A 15,843-nucleotide genomic window follows, 5' to 3' on the forward strand; every position below is an offset into this window, starting at 1 on the left:
AAAGGGCGAAGACATGACGTTCAGGTGGAACCCCGCAGGTCTTTGTGCCGCTGTTGCGATGGTGGGGATGCTGACCGCGCCGGTTGCGGCACGCGCGGAAACCTTGGCGGATACGCTTAAAAGTGCATATCTCAACAGTGGGTTGCTGGAGCAGAACCGCGCGCTGCTGCGCTCGGCGGATGAGGATGTCGCGCAGGCGCTATCGGCGCTGCGGCCGATCATCAACTGGACGGCAGATATCACACGCGATTTCAGCAGTGCTCGTATCTCTGGCCAGACCCGTAACACCGCAAGCACTGGAACAACCGCCAATCTGGGGATCACCGGTAGCCTTCTGCTCTATGATTTCGGGCGCAATGACCTGTTGGTCGAAGCCGCGAAAGAGACCGTCCTCGCCACGCGGCAGACGCTGATCAGCGTCGAGCAACTCGTGCTGCTGACTGCGGTGCAGGCTTATATGAACGTGATCCGAAATCAGGAATTCGTTGCGCTGCGGCAGAACAACCTGAGGCTTTTGCGCGAGGAATCGCGCGCGGCGCGGGACCGTTTCGAGGTCGGCGAGGTGACGCGGACTGATGTGGCGCAGGCCGAATCAGCGGTGGCGCTCGCGCAGAGCGGATTGGCGGCTGCGCAGGGTGATCTGACCCGTGCAATCGAGGAATTCCGTGAGGCCGTGGGCCGTGATCCGGGTGCGTTGCGGGCCCCTGGGGATCTGCCCGGCCTGTCGGGTGACGTGAACGCGGCCAAGGCTGTCGCGGTGCGTCGCCATCCCGATATCTTGGAAGCACAGCGGAATGTTGCGGCTGCGGAGTTGAACATGCGTGCGGCAGACGCCGCGATGAAGCCGACGCTCAACCTGACCGCGCGTCTGGGAACCTCGGATGACATCATGGATTCGGACGGGTCGCGCAGCGGCAGCGTCGGATTGGAACTGACTGGTCCGATCTATCAGGGCGGGCGGCTCTCGTCTCAGGTCCGGCAGGCGATGGCGCAGCGTGATGCACAGCGATCGCAGCTGCATCTGGTGGGGCTGCAGGTCAAGCAGGATGTGGGCAATGCCTATGCCAATCTGCGTGCCGCGCGGGCCAGCCGGGATGCGAGCCGCGAGGCGGTGCGCGCCGCGCAGGTCGCGTTCGAGGGCACTCGCGAAGAGGCCAAGCTGGGCGCACGCACCACGTTGGACGTGCTCGATTCTGAGCAGGATCTGCTCGACGCGCAGGCGAACCTGATCTCGGCCAATGCCGACGTGGTGATCGCCGCCTACTCGGTGCTGGCGGCAATCGGAGAGTTGACGGCAGGGGATCTGAACCTCGGGGTGCAGACCTATGATCCGGCGGCTTATTACGATCTGGTCAAGACAGCCCCGGTTCCGATCAGCCCGCAGGGTCAGAAGCTCGACAAAGTGCTGCGCGCGCTTGGGAAAAAGTGAAAACTTTCTGAATCGGTTGTGTGAAATGGCACCCGGGGGTAAACTCGGGCGAGGCAAGAATGGTAGCAGAGCATGTCCGAACCCGTGACCAATGTTGATATTGAGGATGTGTTGTCCTCAATCCGCCGTCTCGTGTCCAACAGCAATGATGGACAGGGTGACCATGCGTCGCCTCGTGAGAGCAAGTCGGACAAGCTTGTTTTGACCCCATCCTTGCGGATTGACGATTCGGCGGCCGAGGCAACCGGTGCCGAGGCGGCCGCCGAGGAAATCGCGCCTGCGGCTGATGCGGGGCCATACACCACGGCCTCGGTCGCAGACACGGCACCTCCGTACGGCGATGATACTTCCACCGGCGATGGCCCTGCGGTGGAGGAGACCGGCGCGCAGGGTCCGGTGACGCAGGATGATGGTTCGGAGGAGGCGGAAAGCGCCGCTGAAACCAGCGTGCTCAAAGCGCATGATGACGCGTGCGACACGCCGGGCGATGACGAGACAACGCCGCTTGGTGCACAGGCGGCGGAGTTCGAGACGGCCGTGGCCGGTCGCGACGATCAATGGGAGCCGGATGGCCTGTCAGAGGATGACTACGCCGGCGGCGCGGTAACGGCGCTTGACTGGCAGGATGCGGACGAGCTGTCATCGGACCCGGATTTGGATCCTGCGGACGAGCAGACCTCTGATGCCTATGCGCAGGCATGGGATACGGATGAGCCGAAAGAGAATCGCACGTCGGAGAACGCCTTTTCCCTCGATGATGCTGTGATCGACGAGGACACGTTGCGCGACATGGTGGCGGAGATCGTGCGGCAGGAATTGCAGGGCACTCTTGGCGAGCGGATCACGCGCAACGTGCGCAAGCTGGTGCGCCGCGAAATCCACCGTGCCTTGACGAGCCAAGACTTCGACTAGGGCAAGTCCGCGCTCAGCGACAGCAGCAAATCCAGATCCATATGCATCTCCAGATGCGCGGCGAGCGCATCCAGCGTGCGTTCGACCGTGCTGTCATAACGCAGGGTCGAGGACGCCCCGAGCCCGGCCAGATAGGCGGCGCGGAAGGCGTCGTTGCCGAAGAGCCCGTGCAGGTAGGTGCCCCGGATGCGCCTGTCATCGGACATCGCGCCCTCGGGCCGTTCGCCCACCTTTAGCCAGGCGCGGGCGCAATCCGGCCCGGTGGTTTCGCCCAAGTGGATTTCATAGCCCGAAAGGGGCGCGCCGGTGGCAATGTCTTGTGCGTCGCTGAGCGCGAGGCGCTTGTGCGGTTGCATCACGGTGTGCACGTCCAGAAGCCCCAGCCCGTCGACCCTGCTGGGCGCGCCTTCGATCCCGTCCGGGTCGGCGATGCTGCGGCCCAGCATCTGGTAGCCGCCGCAGATCCCCAGCACGTGCCCCTTGCGCCGGATATGGGCGGCGAGGTCGATATCCCAGCCGTTGGCGCGGAAGGCCGCCAGATCAGCGATGGTCGATTTGCTGCCCGCGATCAGCACCAGGTCGGCATCGCCGGGCAGGGCGGTGCCGGGTTCGACGATCTCGACGGTGATGTCCGGTTCATTGGCCAAGGGTGTGAGGTCGTCGAAATTGGCGATCCGCCCGAGATGTGGCACTGCGATCTTGCAGGGGCCGCCCTGGGATGAGGTCAATTCCAGAACATCCTCGGGCGGCAGGCGCCAGGCATCGTGGAACCACGGCACCACGCCGAGCGAGGGCCAGCCGGTGCGGGTGACGATCTCTTGCAGCCCTTCATCGAACAGGCTGACATCGCCGCGAAACTTGTTGATGGCAAAGCCCCTGATGCGTGCGGCGTCCTGTGGGGCAAGCACGGCCTGCGTGCCGACCACCTGAGCGATCACGCCGCCCCGGTCGATATCGCCGACCAGAATCACCGGCACCCCTGCCGCCTCGGCAAAGCCCATATTGGCGATGTCGCCCTTGCGCAGGTTGATTTCTGCCGGGCTGCCCGCGCCCTCGACCAGAACCAGATCGGCGGTGCTGCTCAGGCGCTTGAAACTCTCCATCACCGGGGCCAGCAGGTGGGGCTTCTCACCGGTATAGTCGCGTGCCCCGAGGGTGCCCACGCGCCGCCCCTGCACGATCACCTGCGCGCCGGTCTCGCTCTCGGGTTTCAGAAGCACCGGGTTCATGTCGGTATGTGGCGCGCGGCCTGCGGCGAGCGCCTGCAAGGCCTGCGCACGACCGATTTCGCCGCCATCCTCGGTCACTGCGGCGTTGTTGGACATGTTCTGCGCCTTGAACGGGGCGACATTCAGCCCACGCCGTGTGAACGCGCGCGCCAGACCGGCCACCAGCATAGATTTTCCGACATTGGACCCGGCGCCCTGTATCATGATTGTGCGTGTCATGGCCTGCCCCTGCTGTGGTCCGCTCGCGTCGTGATATCGACCGGATGCCATAAAGCAAAGGCCCCGCCGCGTGCGGCAGGGCCCTTGAATCCGGTCGTTCGATCGGTGGTCAGGCGGCTTCGGCCTGTGCGGCGGCATTGCGCCGCTCGCTTTCCTCGCGCGACAGCGCCACGGAGGTGCGAACCCCCTTGGACACGAAGTCCATCAGGCCAGAGACAACGCGCTCGTTCGGATCGATACCCGCACAGCTGAGAACCTCACGGCCGTCGCGGGAGCGTGCCCAACGAGCGATCTGCTCGGGGCCATTGCCATATTTCTTGTCGTCGGAAATGGCATCATCCAACGCAGCCAGTACAACGGCTGCAAAAAGTTTGCGCGCACGGTTGCCCTGTTCAGCATTGAAAGCCGTGCCGTCAACGAAATCCTTCATCATTCGTCCTGTTCTTATTGCTCTTGCGTTTTGGGCGTGAGGGTGGTTATGACGGAGTTTGAGCGATTCGGATAGAGCGGAAACGCATAACATCTATGCAATTTTTGCATAGCTTCGCTGTCCACCAGACGATATCTCGTTGTCTTGCCACCCAGCATGACGCGAGATATAGGTGCCCCTGATGATTTATCAACCTTTTGTCATGGTTTGAACACAATGCCCAAGATCAACGGAAACGAGATACGCCCCGGCAACGTGCTGGAGCATAACGGTGGCCTCTGGGCCGCGGTCAAGGTCGATCACGTGAAGCCCGGCAAGGGTGGTGCCTTTGCCCAGGTTGAGATGCGCAACCTGCGCAACGGATCGAAGTTGAACGAACGCTTTCGCAGCGCCGACAAGGTCGAGCGTGTGCGGCTGGAGCAGAAGGATCAGCAGTTTCTCTACCAGGAGGGCGAGAATCTCGTCTTCATGGATACCGAGACCTACGAGCAGATCGAATTGCCCGCCGAAATCCTTGGCGAGCGTCGCCCCTTCCTGCAGGACGGCATGACGATCACCGTGGAATTCCACGACAGCGAGGCGCTGAACGCGACCCTGCCGCAGAAAGTCACATGCAAGATCGCCGAGACCGAGCCGGTGGTCAAAGGCCAGACTGCGGCCAACAGCTTCAAGCCCGCGATCCTCGACAATGGGGTCAAGGTAATGGTGCCGCCCTTCGTGGGGCAGGACGAGGATATCATCGTCAACACCGAAACCATGGAATACGCAGAACGCGCCTGATCGGCGCTGCCGCGACAGAAGTTGACGCGGGCCCCGTTTCGGGGCCCGTTTGCCATTCAGCGTCCGGCGATCACCCGCGCCGCCGCCGCCATGCCCCCCGGGCCATGCGGGATATCAAGCGCGATCAGGCCGGATTCGATCGCGCCAAGCGCGCCGAGGATCATATGTGCGTTCACATGCCCCATATGACCGATGCGGAAGAATCCGTGCCAGGCCGGGTCGCCGGGCTCTGCCATGCCCAGCCCGATGCCGAGCGTCACACCGGCGTTGTCCTGCACCCATTGCCTCAGTGCCGATCCATGCGGCGCACCGATCCGGAGCGCAGTCACGGCGCGGCTGCGCAGATCGGCATCGGCGATGTTGAGCTCCAGCGGCCCGGTCTGCCCCCATGTCTCGCAGGCGGCCCAGATGGCGCGTGCCAGCGTCTCGTGCCGTGCCCAGATCGCTTCGATACCTTCAGTCTTGATAAGGTCGAGCGCGGCGCGCAGGCCGAAAAGGTGATGGGTGGGCGCGGTGCCGCCGAAATACTGGTAGAACATCTGCGGATCGGCCCGGTTGGTCCAGTCCCAATAGCGGCTGACCCGTTCCATCCTGCGCCGGGCATCCGCTGCCTTGTCAGAGAAGAAGACAAAGCTGAGGCCCGGCGGCACCATCAGTCCTTTCTGGCTTCCCGCGACCATCACATCGACGCCCCAGGCGTCCATCTCGAACCGGTCACAGGCCAGCGAGGCGATGCAATCGGCCATCAGGAACGCCGGATGGCCCACTGCGTCGAGCACCGCGCGCATTCCCGCAATATCGTTGCGCACCGAGGTGGAGGTATCGACATGGGTGGCAAGTACAGCTTTGATTTCATGGGTTTTGTCGGCCCGCAGCGCCGCTTCCAACCGGCTCAGGTCAACCGGTGCACGCTTGCCGAAATCCATCAGGTCAACCGCGATGCCCTGACCCTCGGCGACCTCGGCCCAGCCATGCCCGAACCGGCCTGTCGCTGGCACAAGAACGCGCTCTCCGGGGGCGATGACATTGGCAAGTGCGGCCTCCCATGCGCCGTGCCCGTTTGCGATATAGATCGCCACGTGCCCCTGACTGCGCGCCACGTAGCGCAGATCGGGGATGAGGCCCGCCGTCATCTCGATCAGGTCGCCTTCATAGATATTGGGCGCCGCGCGGTGCATCGCGCGCAGCACCTCTTCGGGCATGACGGAGGGGCCGGGAATAGCGAGATAGGGGCGGCCGTTGGCAAGGCTCATCTGGGTCGGTCTCCTGTGCGGGTCGGGCAGACCTTACGCCCTTGCCGGGCGGCGTCAATCCGGCTCCGGCCTGTGCAGGCCCACCATGCCGAAGGGCGCTAGCGTCGATAGGCCTTTGCCAGCCGCGTCGGGTCCGTTCCGCAGAGATAACGTATCAGCGTCAACACGTTGCGTGTCCCGCGCCGCAGCCAGCCGTCGCGCCGGTAGCGCGCCGCCGAGGTGGTCACCGCCAGTGGCAACAGCCTGATCCGACCCCTGAGGGCGCGGGCCATCGCGACGTCCTCCATCAGCGGGATATCCTCAAAGCCGCCCGCCGCCTCGTAATCGGCGCGTGCGATCAGCAGGCCCTGATCGCCATAGGGCAGGCCGAACAGACGGCTGCGCAGGTTGGCCCAGCCCGCGACCAGTGCGGGCATCGGGCCGGATGTGTCGAAGCGGAGTCGAAAGGCCGCCGGGCCGCCTTCGGCGATCTGTGCCTGCACGGCTTGGGGCCAGTTGGGCGGCAGCACCGTGTCGGCGTGCAGGAAGAGGAGCCAGTCGCCGCCCGCGACCTGTGCGCCGCGCCTCAGCTGCCCGCCGCGTGACGGCGCGCCTTGTACGATGATCGCGCCTGCCGCGTCCGCGAGTTGCAGGGTCGCGTCGCCGGACCCGCCGTCGCTTACGATCAACTCGCGGATGACCCCGGCCTCCAGCCCTTCGACCAATGCGCCGAGGCAGGCGGGCAGGCCCTGGCCCGCGTCGAGCGTGGGAATGATCACCGAGAGCGCGGCGCGCATGCGAGGACCCCTTTCGTGTCAGGCATGACGCCCTATATTACACCGCAAACGGCAGGGGAACGGCATGGCGCGAAAGATTTTCGAGATCACCGGCACGGATGCGGAGCATTTTCTGCAAGGCTTGATCACCAATGACCTGAGCGGGCTGGAGCGTGGCCTTGTCTACACCGCGATGCTGACCCCGCAGGGCAAGTATCTCGCGGATTTTTTCCTTTTGCGACAAGGCGATGCGATCCTGCTTGACGTGGATGAGAGCCTTGCCGACGGGTTGGCGCAACGGCTCAACATGTATAAATTACGCGCCGATGTGGCGATTTCCGAGAGTGGTTTGCGGGTCCGCAGAGGCACCGGAGAGGCACTGGACGGGGCGTTAACCGACCCGCGGCACCCGGATTTGGGCTGGCGGCTCTATGGCGCGGAGGAGGGCGACGATGGCAGCGATTTCGACCTTGTTCGCGTCGCGCATTGCATCCCCGAGACGGGCGTAGAGCTGACCCCCGACACGTTCATTCTGGAGGCCGGCTTCGACCGGATCAACGGGGTGGATTTCCGCAAGGGCTGTTACGTGGGGCAGGAAGTGACCGCGCGGATGCGGCATAAAACCGAGCTGCGCAAAGGACTTACGCTGGTGGCAGTGCATGGCGAGGCGCCCATCGGCACGCCCGTCACCACGCCCGAGGGCAAGGCTGCGGGCACGCTTTTCACCCAGGCCGGGGGCCGGGCGATTGCCTATCTGCGCTTTGACCGGGCAGTGCCGGGGATGCGCGCGGGCGAGGCGCGGGTCGATCCGTTGCAGGTGAGCGCGGAGCCCTGAGGCGGGGGCTGTATCACGTCGGTATTGCGTCGGTATCGCGTCGGTGCCCGTGCGCGCTGGCAGGGTGGCGTTAACGTGGCTGCGGGCAAGGTGCGTTTTCAGCAAACCGGAGACCCCAATGGCCCGCATGACCAAGACCGAAGCCCGCGCCCGCGACATGCTGATGCGCGACCTTATTCATCTCAGCCGCGAGGACTGGGTGCCCGCCACGCTGGCCGAGATCGTGCCCGAAGCCTGGCACACCCTGGAGGCCGATCTGGAGGTCGAGGAGCCGCGCGAGAAGGTGACGCTCTACCTCGACCGGTCGGTGGCGCGGTTCTATCGCGGCATGGGGCGGGGCTACCACGCGCGGATCAACCGGCTCTTGAGGACATGGGCGCAGATGAAGATCGCGGGCGAGGTGCGGCTGGATGCCTATCTGGAGAAGCGGGTGACGGGGGAGGAGTGACGCGGGGGTGTGGTGGGTTGGCACCCTTCCTACGCTTGCTGTCTGATCGTCATCCTCGGGCTTGACCCGAGGATCTGTTGGCGGGGAGATCCTCGGGTCAAGCCCGAGGATGACGGGGTGGTGGGGTTGCGTTGCGCGCGTTTCACTCCCGTTCTCGGGCGCGGTCGTTCTGCCGGTTCCAGTCCAGTGGCCGGAATTGGGTGAAATCGAGGTTGGACAGGTCTTGATCGAGGATGGCTTCGGCCTCCTCATCGGTTGTCATGTCGGGGATCGAATGCAGTTTCATATCGAAGTCCACCTTTCACGTAATTTAGTGGCTTTTATCACGTACCGGACCGTCGTCATACGCGAAGCGCGCGCGGCGGGCCTGCGGCCCTCGATTCCGCGCGAGGGAAGGGTGACATTATTGATAACATGGTGAGTGAGCACCTGTGCTATTTGTACTTAAAACGCACTTTGCTTGCTCCGGCGCTATTACAACCCATAGTCGAAAGATTGATCAATCTGATAGTTTATATCCTCCAATTGTACCCGACAAAAATAGATGTGCGGGATTTCTTCAGGGAGGATATTCATTGCGCAGTACAAGATGTTCACTCCATGCTCTATCCGATTGAAAAACCGAATTTCTCGCGTCTTCATTGGAAAACATTCAAGTGGTGCACTTCGAATAAAGGGATTGTTTATTTTTTCTGGTCCATTCAGAACTATGCTGCGGATACCTTCATGACCGGCAATTCTGAGCAAGCCACAATATGCGCCGCATGCAATCTTTGCAATCAGCCTCTGCATCAAGCTAGCCTGAAAAACTGGAGTCTGCCGCTTTACAGAAGTAACAAACTGGTCACCTGCACGCAATTTTTGCTCAGCTTTATCAACATCGCGTAAAGCCCAAGGAAAATTAACCGCTATGCTGTTCTCTTTATATTCGCAACACCCTTCCAAGAACTTTGGGATTCGATAAGTATAAATAACGTCCGTCATCGGGTTCACTTCAGCGAACATTGGTATTGCTTTTTGAAATGGTGGAATGCTTCGATTTGCTAAAAAGTAGAAATGATTTCCCTTGATGATGGATTTATTCTTAGCGCCTCTACGCTTTGATCGGTAGCCATGTCGATTTCGCGAATTCTTGTAATGAAATCCCATCAACGGCGTCTCTATTTCTCGATTGATTACCTGCTTGCAATCGGCACAGGTGGCATTCGGAAGCTCCATTCTTCCGTTGAGTGATTCTGGTATAATGTGTTCGATTGATCCGTCGGGCGGACCGTCGCAGTAAACGCAAGTCCCCCAAGGCTCTAAGCGCATATCACCTCGCGAACTTCTTGTACTTCACCCGCTTCGGCTCGAGCGCATCCGGCCCCAGACGGCGTTTCTTGTCTTCCTCGTAATCCGAGAAGGCGCCTTCGAACCATTCGACATGGGCGTCGCCTTCGAAGGCCAGCATGTGGGTGCAGATGCGGTCGAGGAAAAAGCGGTCGTGGGAGATGACCACGGCGCAGCCGGCGAAATCGACGAGGGCGTCTTCCAGAGCGCGGAGGGTTTCGACGTCGAGGTCGTTGGTCGGCTCGTCGAGCAGGAGCACGTTGCCGCCCTCTTTCAAAAGCCGCGCCATGTGCACCCGGTTGCGTTCGCCGCCCGAGAGCAGCGAGACCTTTTTCTGCTGGTCGCCGCCCTTGAAGTTGAACGCGCCGCAATAGGCGCGGGAGTTGATCTGGGCGTCGCCCAACTGGATGATCTCGGCGCCGCCGGAAATCGCCTCCCACACCGTCTCATCGGGTTTGAGGTCATCGCGGGACTGGTCGACGTAACTCAGCTCCACCGTGTCGCCGTAGTCGATGCTGCCCTCGTCCGGGTTTTCCTGCCCGGTCAGCATCTTGAAGAGCGTCGATTTACCCGCGCCGTTGGGGCCGATCACGCCGACGATGCCGCCGGGGGGCAGGGAAAAGCTGAGATCCTCGATCAGGAGCTTGTCGCCCATGGCCTTTTTCAGCCCCTCGACCTCGATCACCTTACTGCCCAGACGCGGGCCGTTGGGGATGACGATCTGGGCGCGGCCGACCTTTTCGCGCTCGGACTGGCCTGCCAGTTCGTTATAGGCGTTGATCCGGGCCTTCTGCTTGGCCTGGCGCGCCTTGGCCCCCTGCCGCATCCATTCCAGTTCGCGCTCCAGCGTCTTTTGCTTGGACTTGTCTTCCTTGGCTTCACGCTCCAGCCGCTTGGCCTTCTGCTCCAGCCAGGCGGAGTAGTTGCCCTCGTAGGGGATGCCGCGGCCGCGGTCCAATTCCAGAATCCAGCCGGTGATCGAGTCGAGGAAATAGCGGTCATGGGTGACGATCAGGATCGTGCCCTTGTAGTCGATCAGGTGCTGTTGCAGCCAGGCGATGGTCTCGGCGTCGAGGTGGTTGGTCGGCTCGTCGAGCAGCAGCATGTCGGGGGCTTCGAGCAGCAGCTTGCAGAGCGCCACGCGGCGTTTCTCGCCGCCCGAGAGGGTGGTGACGTCGGCATTGTCGGGGGGGCAGCGCAGCGCCTCCATCGAGACGTCGATCTGGGCGTCGAGATCCCAGAGGTTGTCGCTGTCGATCTCGTCCTGAAGCTGCGCCATCTCGTCGGCGGTCTCGTCCGAGTAGTTCATCGCCAACTCGTTGAAGCGGTCGAGCTTGGCCTTTTTTCCCGCGACGCCCAGCATCACGTTCTCGCGCACGGTGAGGCTCTCGTCGAGATGCGGCTCCTGCGGGAGGTAGCCGACCTTGGCGCCCTCGGCGGCCCAGGCCTCGCCGGTGAAATCGGTATCGAGCCCGGCCATGATCTTCATCAGGGTGGATTTACCAGAGCCGTTCACGCCGACGACGCCGATCTTCACGCCGGGAAGGAAGCTGAGATGGATGTTCTCAAAGCATTTCTTGCCGCCCGGGTAGGTCTTGGAGACGCCCTGCATGTGATAGACGTATTGATAGGCTGCCATCGCGCTGGCCCTCCGTTGCGTGTGGGGTGATCAGAGGTGGTGATAGCGCCCAAGGGCGGCGGGGGCAATGGCTTGCGCGCGGCTCAGCTTTCGATCCAGATGGTGACGGGGCCGTCGTTGAGCAGCGACACTTTCATATCCGCCCCGAAGCGCCCGGTTTCGATGGCGATGCCCTGGGCCGCGATCCGGGTGGCGAAATACTCGTAAAGGCGGCGGCCCTCGTCGGGGGCGGCGGCGGTGGAGAAGCCGGGCCGGTTGCCGCGCGAGGTGTCGGCGGCGAGAGTGAACTGGCTGATCACGAGGGCGGAGCCGCCCGCATCGACGACCGAGCGGTTCATCTTGCCCGCGTCGTCGGTGAAGATGCGCAGCTTGGCGATTTTTGCCGCCAGCCGGTCTGCCTCGGCCTCGGTGTCGCCCTGCATGGCGCAGACGAGGATCAGCAGGCCCGGGCCGCATTGGCCGATGGTCTCGCCGTCGACGGCGACGGAGGCGTGGGAGACACGTTGCAGAAGGGCGCGCATGGGGGAACCTTTGGGTTTGATACGGGGCAAGGCCGTGGTTCAGGTGTTAGAGCAGGCTTGCGCCGTGTTCAACGTGAAGGCGTATCAGAGGGGCGCAAGGTGGCGATCAAGGGGCGGAGGGGGTGTTTGGTCTTGGAACTGCCGGTTGATTGAGGGGCCAATGCGCGGAATCAAGGCGCGGAACGCGCCGCCGCGCAGCGCCCGACCGCCCCCCGGGCGGGCGCTTTTGCAACGTCACAAACCCGCGCAATCGTTGCAGTACTTGGCTGCCATAAAGCGCATTCCACAGAGCTTGCGGCGCCCACCCGCGGTCGGGCGCTGCGCGGCTCGGTGAAACGACGGCAATGGGCCTTTCCTCTACTACCCCCGCAGATCGAGCACCTCGTCGAGGTCTGCCCGCGTGGTCCGGAACGTGTTGGCGGGATGGTCTGGGTCGGGCAGGCCGAAGGCGATGGCGCAGAGGATCAGCCGGCTCTCGGGCAGGTCGAAATGCCGCCGGATCATCGGCGCGTAGGCCGCGACCGAGGCCTGCGCGATGCTGCCCACGCCAAGCGCTGTCGCCGCCAGCATGAAGGCGGTGATGAAACCGCCGGTATCCATTGCGCCATAGGGCCCGAGAGCGGCTGTGGAATGGACGATGGCCACATGCGGTGCGCCGAAGAGGTGGTAGTTCTGCATGCTCTGCTCGGCCCGACCCGCGCGGTCGTTGCGGGCGATGCCCACGGCCTCGTAGAGTTGCAGCCCGCATTCGCGGCGGCGCGCGCCATGCGCGCCCGGATAGCTGTCGGGCCAGGGCAGGTCGGGGGCCGGGGTGTCATTGCCGACCGCATCAAGGAGGGCGCTGCGAAAGCGGTCGGTTTCGGCCCCGCGCGTGACCGTCACCTGCCAGGGCTGCGCGTTGCACCATGAGGGCGCTTGGCCTGCAGACCGTATGATTTGTTCTGTCACGTCTGTCGCTACCGGATCGGGCAGGAAGGCGCGGCAGGATCGGCGCGCATCGAGAATGGTGTGGAGCGTGTCGTAGGCGTTGGTCATTCAGGCTCCTCTGTGCCGGGCCATGTGTCGGAGAGACGATAGCCCTCGGGCCAGGGGTCTTCGGGGTCCAGCATAAGGGTTGATTGCCCGGTGATCCATGCCCGGCCCGCGATTTCCGGGCGGATCGCCGCCAAGGGGCCACAGGTGGTGGTCCCGAGGATGCGCCCGTCAAAGCGCGCGCCGATGAGCGCGGTGGCGCTGTAGCGGTCGTCTTGCGTCATCTGCCCGCGCGCATGCAGGAGCGCCATGCGCACCGAGAGGCCTGTTCCGGTGGGCGAACGGTCGATCTTGCCGGGGCGGATGGCGACGGCGTGGCTGGCGTGGAGCGTGGTGCCGTTGCGCTCGGGCGGGGTGGCGAAGAGGCAGAAGGAGATATGCCGCCAATCGGGGTTGGTGGGATGGTCGAACCCCAGTTGCTCGGTCGCGGCGCGGGTGATGCGGGTGCCGGTCTCGGCCAGGTGGCGGGCATTTTCGGGGGTCAGCGCCAGATCGAGCGTGGCGGGATCGACCACCACGAAACTGTCGCCGCCAAAGCCGGTATCGACCGGGATGCGCCCCAGTCCGGCCACGTCGAGCGTGGCGTCGAGGCGGGCGGCGAAGGAGGGCAGGTTTTCGAGGGCCACTTGCGTCACACGCCCCGCCTCGCAGCGCGCGCGTATGGCGACCAGCCCGCCGGGCGCTTCGAGTGTGAGGCGGGTTTCGGGCTCTTGCATGGGCAGGATGCCGGTCTCCAGCAGCACGGTCGCGACGCAGATCGTGTTGGAGCCCGACATCGGCGGGGTGTCGCAAGGCTCCATGATGATGAAGCCCATGTCGGCGCGGCTGTCCACTGGCGGCACCAGCAGTTTGACGTGGCGGAAAACACCGCCGCGCGGCTCGTTCAGCACGAAGCGGCGCAGCCGGTCATCGCGGGCGATGTGGCGGGATTTCTCCCACATTGTGGTGCCCGGCGGCGGGGCGATGCCGCCGGTGATGACATCGCCCACCTCGCCACCGGCATGCGCCGTGGTGATCTGGATCGCGACGGTGGAGCGCATCAGAAACCGCCCTGTTCCAGCGCGACCAGATAGCCGATGCCGCCTGCAAGGGCCGCGCCCAGAATGACCGCGACGGCGATTTTCCACGCCGACCACGGCCGTTCGCCCTGCACCCGGCCGGTGCGGGCGTTGACCACGAAGCGATAGGTTTCGCCCCGGTATTTGTAGGCGGCGAGCCATACGGGGAGCAGGATATGCTTGAAGGTGACACCGCTCACGGCGGTGTCGATGTCGTGGATGCGCTGCCGGTCGCCGCCGATTTCGAAGCGCACATCCCGGGCGATGGTGGCGTCCATCTTGTCGCGTGCCTGCGCGAAGGCGTCGTCGAGGTCGACGCTGTAGCCTTCGGCGCGGAAACCGGCGAGATATTCCGGCGTGTAGGGCTCCAGCGCCGAGAGATCCCACGGCTCCAGCGCGTCGGTGAAGCGTTTGGGCAGGGAGGTGGACGCAAGCACCAGCACATCGTCGAAGAACCGCGCGACCCGGCCCGAGACGGCGCGCCAACGGACCTTTGCGACCTGAACGGTCTGGCGCTTGCCGTCGCGCATGACGGTGCGGCTCTCGTAATAGACGGTGCCGCGCTCACCGCGATATTGCGATTTGGTGTCGGCGTCGAATGTCCAGTAGGGGACGTAGATGCCTTCCATCTTGCGGCCTTTTCTGGCGTAGTCTTGCAGGCCGTTCGGCGCGAACCAGAGCCGCCCGAGCCAGTCGGTCATCGCCTTGCGCGCCTGCGCTTCATCCAGCGCGAAAGGCAGCAGCGCGCGCGGCTTGATATGGCGGTGCGTGCCGGTATCGGTGACCACGGGCGAGGCGCAGAACGGGCATTCGGTGGCGTGGGTGTCGGTGCCCAGTTCGACCTGCGCGCCGCAGCTGGTGCATTTGGTGGTGCGGGTCTCTTCCATCTCCTGCGCGGGGAGTTGGTCGCGGAGCGCGGCGCGGAAATCGAGTTCCTTGATGCCGCCCTGCCAATGTCCGCCGGTCTCGATCTCGGCCACGTCGCCGCAATGATCGCAGATCAGCTGGCCCGCGCCGGGATCATAGCGGTAATCCGACCCGCAGCTTGCACAGGGAAAGCGGTGATCTGTCACCGACATGTCCTGCCCCCCTTCTTGCTAAAGTCACAGGTCATGTGACCGTTTACCTGAATGACCCCGCAAGACAAGGATGCACAATGACTGACCTCGCGCTCTACGACAATCTGACCGACGCCATCGGCGCGCATGGTGCATGGAAATTCCGGCTCCGGGCTGCGATCCGGAAGGGGGCCGATGAGGCGCTTGTGGCGCAGGCGGGCGACCATCACGGCTGTGCTTTCGGGCGGTGGCTGGACAGCCTGCCGAGCGACGTGCGATTGGAGCAGGAGGCGAGTGAAACGATTTTGCGGCATGCCGCGTTTCATCGTGCGGCGTCGCGCGCGGCGCAGCTGATCAAGCAGGGCCGACCGGATGCCGCGGGTGATATGCTTGAGGCGGACTTCACCGAAGCGTCGCAGGCGCTGACCGCAGCGGTGTCGCGCTGGCGTATGACCGCGAGCCGCTGACCGGCAGAGGGGCCGCAGCGCGATCACAGAATGTGGTGAATGCGGCGCGGAGTGATCCGGCGCAGCGCGCCGTCGCCGAGCGCGGTGTGCCGCCAGAGGTTGAAGACCGCGTGCAGCGCGGTGACCGCCAGCAGCGTCAGGAGCAGCGTGCGCGCGGTGGGGCCGGGCAGGGAGGTGCCGAACGCCTCGGCGGCCAGTGCCAGCCCGCCCCAGCCCAACAGCCCGTAAATGCCGCGATGCAGCCACGGGTGCAGGGCGCGCACCGCGCCTTCGAGTTTCGGCCCCGGCCCGCTCATCAATCCGAAGACCAGCGCCAGCGCACACATGGTGAGCGCGCAGGTGGCGTAGAGCAGCGAGAGCCATGTCGTCGCCCCGCCATCGCCCAGCACGAAGAGCAAAAGCAGCAGGTTCAGCCAGTGCAGCATGATGGTGGTGCGGCGGCGCATGAG

The 15,843-nt window shown here is 64.0% G+C and carries 18 protein-coding genes; 6 read left to right on the forward strand and 12 right to left on the reverse strand.

Annotated elements, in window-relative coordinates; genetic code table 11:
* Positions 1 to 13: 13 nt before the first annotated feature.
* Both BMX04_RS11885 and BMX04_RS11890 read left to right on the forward strand, forming a co-directional pair.
* Complete coding sequence (locus tag BMX04_RS11885; protein WP_074786783.1) at positions 14 to 1,429, forward strand: TolC family outer membrane protein; 1,416 nt, start codon at positions 14 to 16, stop codon at positions 1,427 to 1,429.
* 213 nt (positions 1,430 to 1,642) lie between these two features.
* Entirely contained in the window at positions 1,643 to 2,341 is a 699-nt protein-coding gene (locus BMX04_RS11890) for a hypothetical protein (RefSeq protein WP_244888537.1), read from the forward strand.
* On the opposite strand, the gene BMX04_RS11895 is transcribed toward BMX04_RS11890, so the two are convergent.
* Both BMX04_RS11895 and BMX04_RS11900 read right to left on the reverse strand, forming a co-directional pair.
* On the reverse strand, positions 2,338 to 3,789 hold the full coding sequence (locus BMX04_RS11895) for a cobyric acid synthase (protein ID WP_074786787.1): 1,452 nt from the start codon (positions 3,787 to 3,789) through the stop codon (positions 2,338 to 2,340). The genes BMX04_RS11890 and BMX04_RS11895 overlap by 4 nt on opposite strands.
* A 109-nt stretch (positions 3,790 to 3,898) precedes the next feature.
* The gene (locus tag BMX04_RS11900; protein ID WP_037248548.1) at positions 3,899 to 4,219 is read right to left on the reverse strand and encodes a DUF6280 family protein; all 321 of its coding nucleotides are present in this window, start codon (positions 4,217 to 4,219) and stop codon (positions 3,899 to 3,901) included.
* Positions 4,220 to 4,435: 216 nt separating this feature from the next.
* On the opposite strand from BMX04_RS11900, the gene efp reads away from it, so the two are divergent.
* Complete coding sequence (gene efp / locus BMX04_RS11905; RefSeq protein ID WP_074786789.1) at positions 4,436 to 4,999, forward strand: elongation factor P; 564 nt, start codon at positions 4,436 to 4,438, stop codon at positions 4,997 to 4,999.
* Between the two features lie 56 nt (positions 5,000 to 5,055).
* Here the strand turns inward: efp and BMX04_RS11910 are convergent, their stop codons facing one another.
* On the reverse strand, positions 5,056 to 6,252 hold the full coding sequence (locus BMX04_RS11910; protein ID WP_074786791.1) for a pyridoxal-phosphate-dependent aminotransferase family protein: 1,197 nt from the start codon (positions 6,250 to 6,252) through the stop codon (positions 5,056 to 5,058).
* A 98-nt stretch (positions 6,253 to 6,350) separates the two neighbouring features.
* Positions 6,351 to 7,028: a TIGR04283 family arsenosugar biosynthesis glycosyltransferase gene (locus BMX04_RS11915; RefSeq protein ID WP_074786793.1), complete on the reverse strand. Its 678-nt coding sequence runs from the start codon at positions 7,026 to 7,028 to the stop codon at positions 6,351 to 6,353.
* 64 nt (positions 7,029 to 7,092) lie between these two features.
* Between BMX04_RS11915 and ygfZ the strand changes: the two genes are divergently transcribed.
* Positions 7,093 to 7,842, forward strand: coding sequence for a CAF17-like 4Fe-4S cluster assembly/insertion protein YgfZ (gene ygfZ, locus BMX04_RS11920; protein WP_074786795.1), 750 nt, complete (start codon positions 7,093 to 7,095; stop codon positions 7,840 to 7,842).
* Between the two features lie 127 nt (positions 7,843 to 7,969).
* Entirely contained in the window at positions 7,970 to 8,290 is a 321-nt protein-coding gene (locus tag BMX04_RS11925; RefSeq protein WP_244888538.1) for a BrnA antitoxin family protein, read from the forward strand.
* 142 nt (positions 8,291 to 8,432) lie between these two features.
* On the opposite strand, the gene BMX04_RS19420 is transcribed toward BMX04_RS11925, so the two are convergent.
* The 7 genes from BMX04_RS19420 to BMX04_RS11955 all read right to left on the reverse strand — a co-directional run bounded on the left by BMX04_RS19420 (position 8,433) and on the right by BMX04_RS11955 (position 14,948).
* Positions 8,433 to 8,576, reverse strand: a complete 144-nt coding sequence (locus BMX04_RS19420) for a hypothetical protein (RefSeq protein WP_175477357.1) — start codon at positions 8,574 to 8,576, stop codon at positions 8,433 to 8,435.
* A gap of 188 nt (positions 8,577 to 8,764) precedes the next feature.
* Positions 8,765 to 9,508 carry a hypothetical protein gene (locus BMX04_RS19080; protein ID WP_478013374.1) on the reverse strand — a complete coding sequence of 248 codons (744 nt, stop codon included), beginning with the start codon at positions 9,506 to 9,508 and terminating at the stop codon, positions 8,765 to 8,767.
* Positions 9,509 to 9,602: 94 nt separating this feature from the next.
* Positions 9,603 to 11,258 (reverse strand): energy-dependent translational throttle protein EttA, encoded by a 1,656-nt coding sequence (ettA, locus tag BMX04_RS11935; RefSeq protein WP_074786801.1) that lies wholly within the window; start codon positions 11,256 to 11,258, stop codon positions 9,603 to 9,605.
* 83 nt (positions 11,259 to 11,341) lie between these two features.
* On the reverse strand, positions 11,342 to 11,779 hold the full coding sequence (dtd, locus tag BMX04_RS11940) for a D-aminoacyl-tRNA deacylase (RefSeq protein WP_074786803.1): 438 nt from the start codon (positions 11,777 to 11,779) through the stop codon (positions 11,342 to 11,344).
* A gap of 360 nt (positions 11,780 to 12,139) precedes the next feature.
* Positions 12,140 to 12,814, reverse strand: coding sequence for a nitroreductase (locus BMX04_RS11945; protein WP_074786805.1), 675 nt, complete (start codon positions 12,812 to 12,814; stop codon positions 12,140 to 12,142).
* On the reverse strand, positions 12,811 to 13,851 hold the full coding sequence (locus BMX04_RS11950) for a trans-3-hydroxy-L-proline dehydratase (protein WP_074786806.1): 1,041 nt from the start codon (positions 13,849 to 13,851) through the stop codon (positions 12,811 to 12,813). The genes BMX04_RS11945 and BMX04_RS11950 overlap by 4 nt, the downstream gene beginning before the upstream one ends.
* Positions 13,851 to 14,948: a TFIIB-type zinc finger domain-containing protein gene (locus BMX04_RS11955; RefSeq protein ID WP_074786807.1), complete on the reverse strand. Its 1,098-nt coding sequence runs from the start codon at positions 14,946 to 14,948 to the stop codon at positions 13,851 to 13,853. The genes BMX04_RS11950 and BMX04_RS11955 overlap by 1 nt, the downstream gene beginning before the upstream one ends.
* Before the next feature lie 77 nt (positions 14,949 to 15,025).
* Here BMX04_RS11955 and BMX04_RS11960 point away from each other — a divergent pair, with 77 nt between their 5' ends.
* Positions 15,026 to 15,394, forward strand: a complete 369-nt coding sequence (locus BMX04_RS11960) for a CZB domain-containing protein (protein ID WP_074786808.1) — start codon at positions 15,026 to 15,028, stop codon at positions 15,392 to 15,394.
* A gap of 23 nt (positions 15,395 to 15,417) precedes the next feature.
* Here the strand turns inward: BMX04_RS11960 and BMX04_RS11965 are convergent, their stop codons facing one another.
* Positions 15,418 to 15,840 (reverse strand): hypothetical protein, encoded by a 423-nt coding sequence (locus tag BMX04_RS11965; protein ID WP_074786809.1) that lies wholly within the window; start codon positions 15,838 to 15,840, stop codon positions 15,418 to 15,420.
* Positions 15,841 to 15,843 lie beyond the last annotated feature (3 nt).

This window comes from Roseovarius tolerans (genome assembly GCF_900109855.1).
GTDB lineage: Bacteria > Pseudomonadota > Alphaproteobacteria > Rhodobacterales > Rhodobacteraceae > Roseovarius > Roseovarius tolerans.

Coding starts and splice junctions, on each gene's coding strand:
- BMX04_RS11885 (WP_074786783.1), top strand. CDS start 14: ATGACGTTCAGGTGGAACCCCGCAGGTCTTTGTGCCGCTGTTGCGATG.
- BMX04_RS11895 (WP_074786787.1), bottom strand. CDS start 3,789: ATGACACGCACAATCATGATACAGGGCGCCGGGTCCAATGTCGGAAAA.
- BMX04_RS11900 (WP_037248548.1), bottom strand. CDS start 4,219: ATGAAGGATTTCGTTGACGGCACGGCTTTCAATGCTGAACAGGGCAAC.
- efp (WP_074786789.1), top strand. CDS start 4,436: ATGCCCAAGATCAACGGAAACGAGATACGCCCCGGCAACGTGCTGGAG.
- BMX04_RS11910 (WP_074786791.1), bottom strand. CDS start 6,252: ATGAGCCTTGCCAACGGCCGCCCCTATCTCGCTATTCCCGGCCCCTCC.
- BMX04_RS11915 (WP_074786793.1), bottom strand. CDS start 7,028: ATGCGCGCCGCGCTCTCGGTGATCATTCCCACGCTCGACGCGGGCCAG.
- ygfZ (WP_074786795.1), top strand. CDS start 7,093: ATGGCGCGAAAGATTTTCGAGATCACCGGCACGGATGCGGAGCATTTT.
- BMX04_RS11925 (WP_244888538.1), top strand. CDS start 7,970: ATGACCAAGACCGAAGCCCGCGCCCGCGACATGCTGATGCGCGACCTT.
- BMX04_RS19420 (WP_175477357.1), bottom strand. CDS start 8,576: ATGAAACTGCATTCGATCCCCGACATGACAACCGATGAGGAGGCCGAA.
- BMX04_RS19080 (WP_478013374.1), bottom strand. CDS start 9,508: ATGGAGCTTCCGAATGCCACCTGTGCCGATTGCAAGCAGGTAATCAAT.
- ettA (WP_074786801.1), bottom strand. CDS start 11,258: ATGGCAGCCTATCAATACGTCTATCACATGCAGGGCGTCTCCAAGACC.
- dtd (WP_074786803.1), bottom strand. CDS start 11,779: ATGCGCGCCCTTCTGCAACGTGTCTCCCACGCCTCCGTCGCCGTCGAC.
- BMX04_RS11945 (WP_074786805.1), bottom strand. CDS start 12,814: ATGACCAACGCCTACGACACGCTCCACACCATTCTCGATGCGCGCCGA.
- BMX04_RS11950 (WP_074786806.1), bottom strand. CDS start 13,851: ATGCGCTCCACCGTCGCGATCCAGATCACCACGGCGCATGCCGGTGGC.
- BMX04_RS11955 (WP_074786807.1), bottom strand. CDS start 14,948: ATGTCGGTGACAGATCACCGCTTTCCCTGTGCAAGCTGCGGGTCGGAT.
- BMX04_RS11960 (WP_074786808.1), top strand. CDS start 15,026: ATGACTGACCTCGCGCTCTACGACAATCTGACCGACGCCATCGGCGCG.
- BMX04_RS11965 (WP_074786809.1), bottom strand. CDS start 15,840: ATGCGCCGCCGCACCACCATCATGCTGCACTGGCTGAACCTGCTGCTT.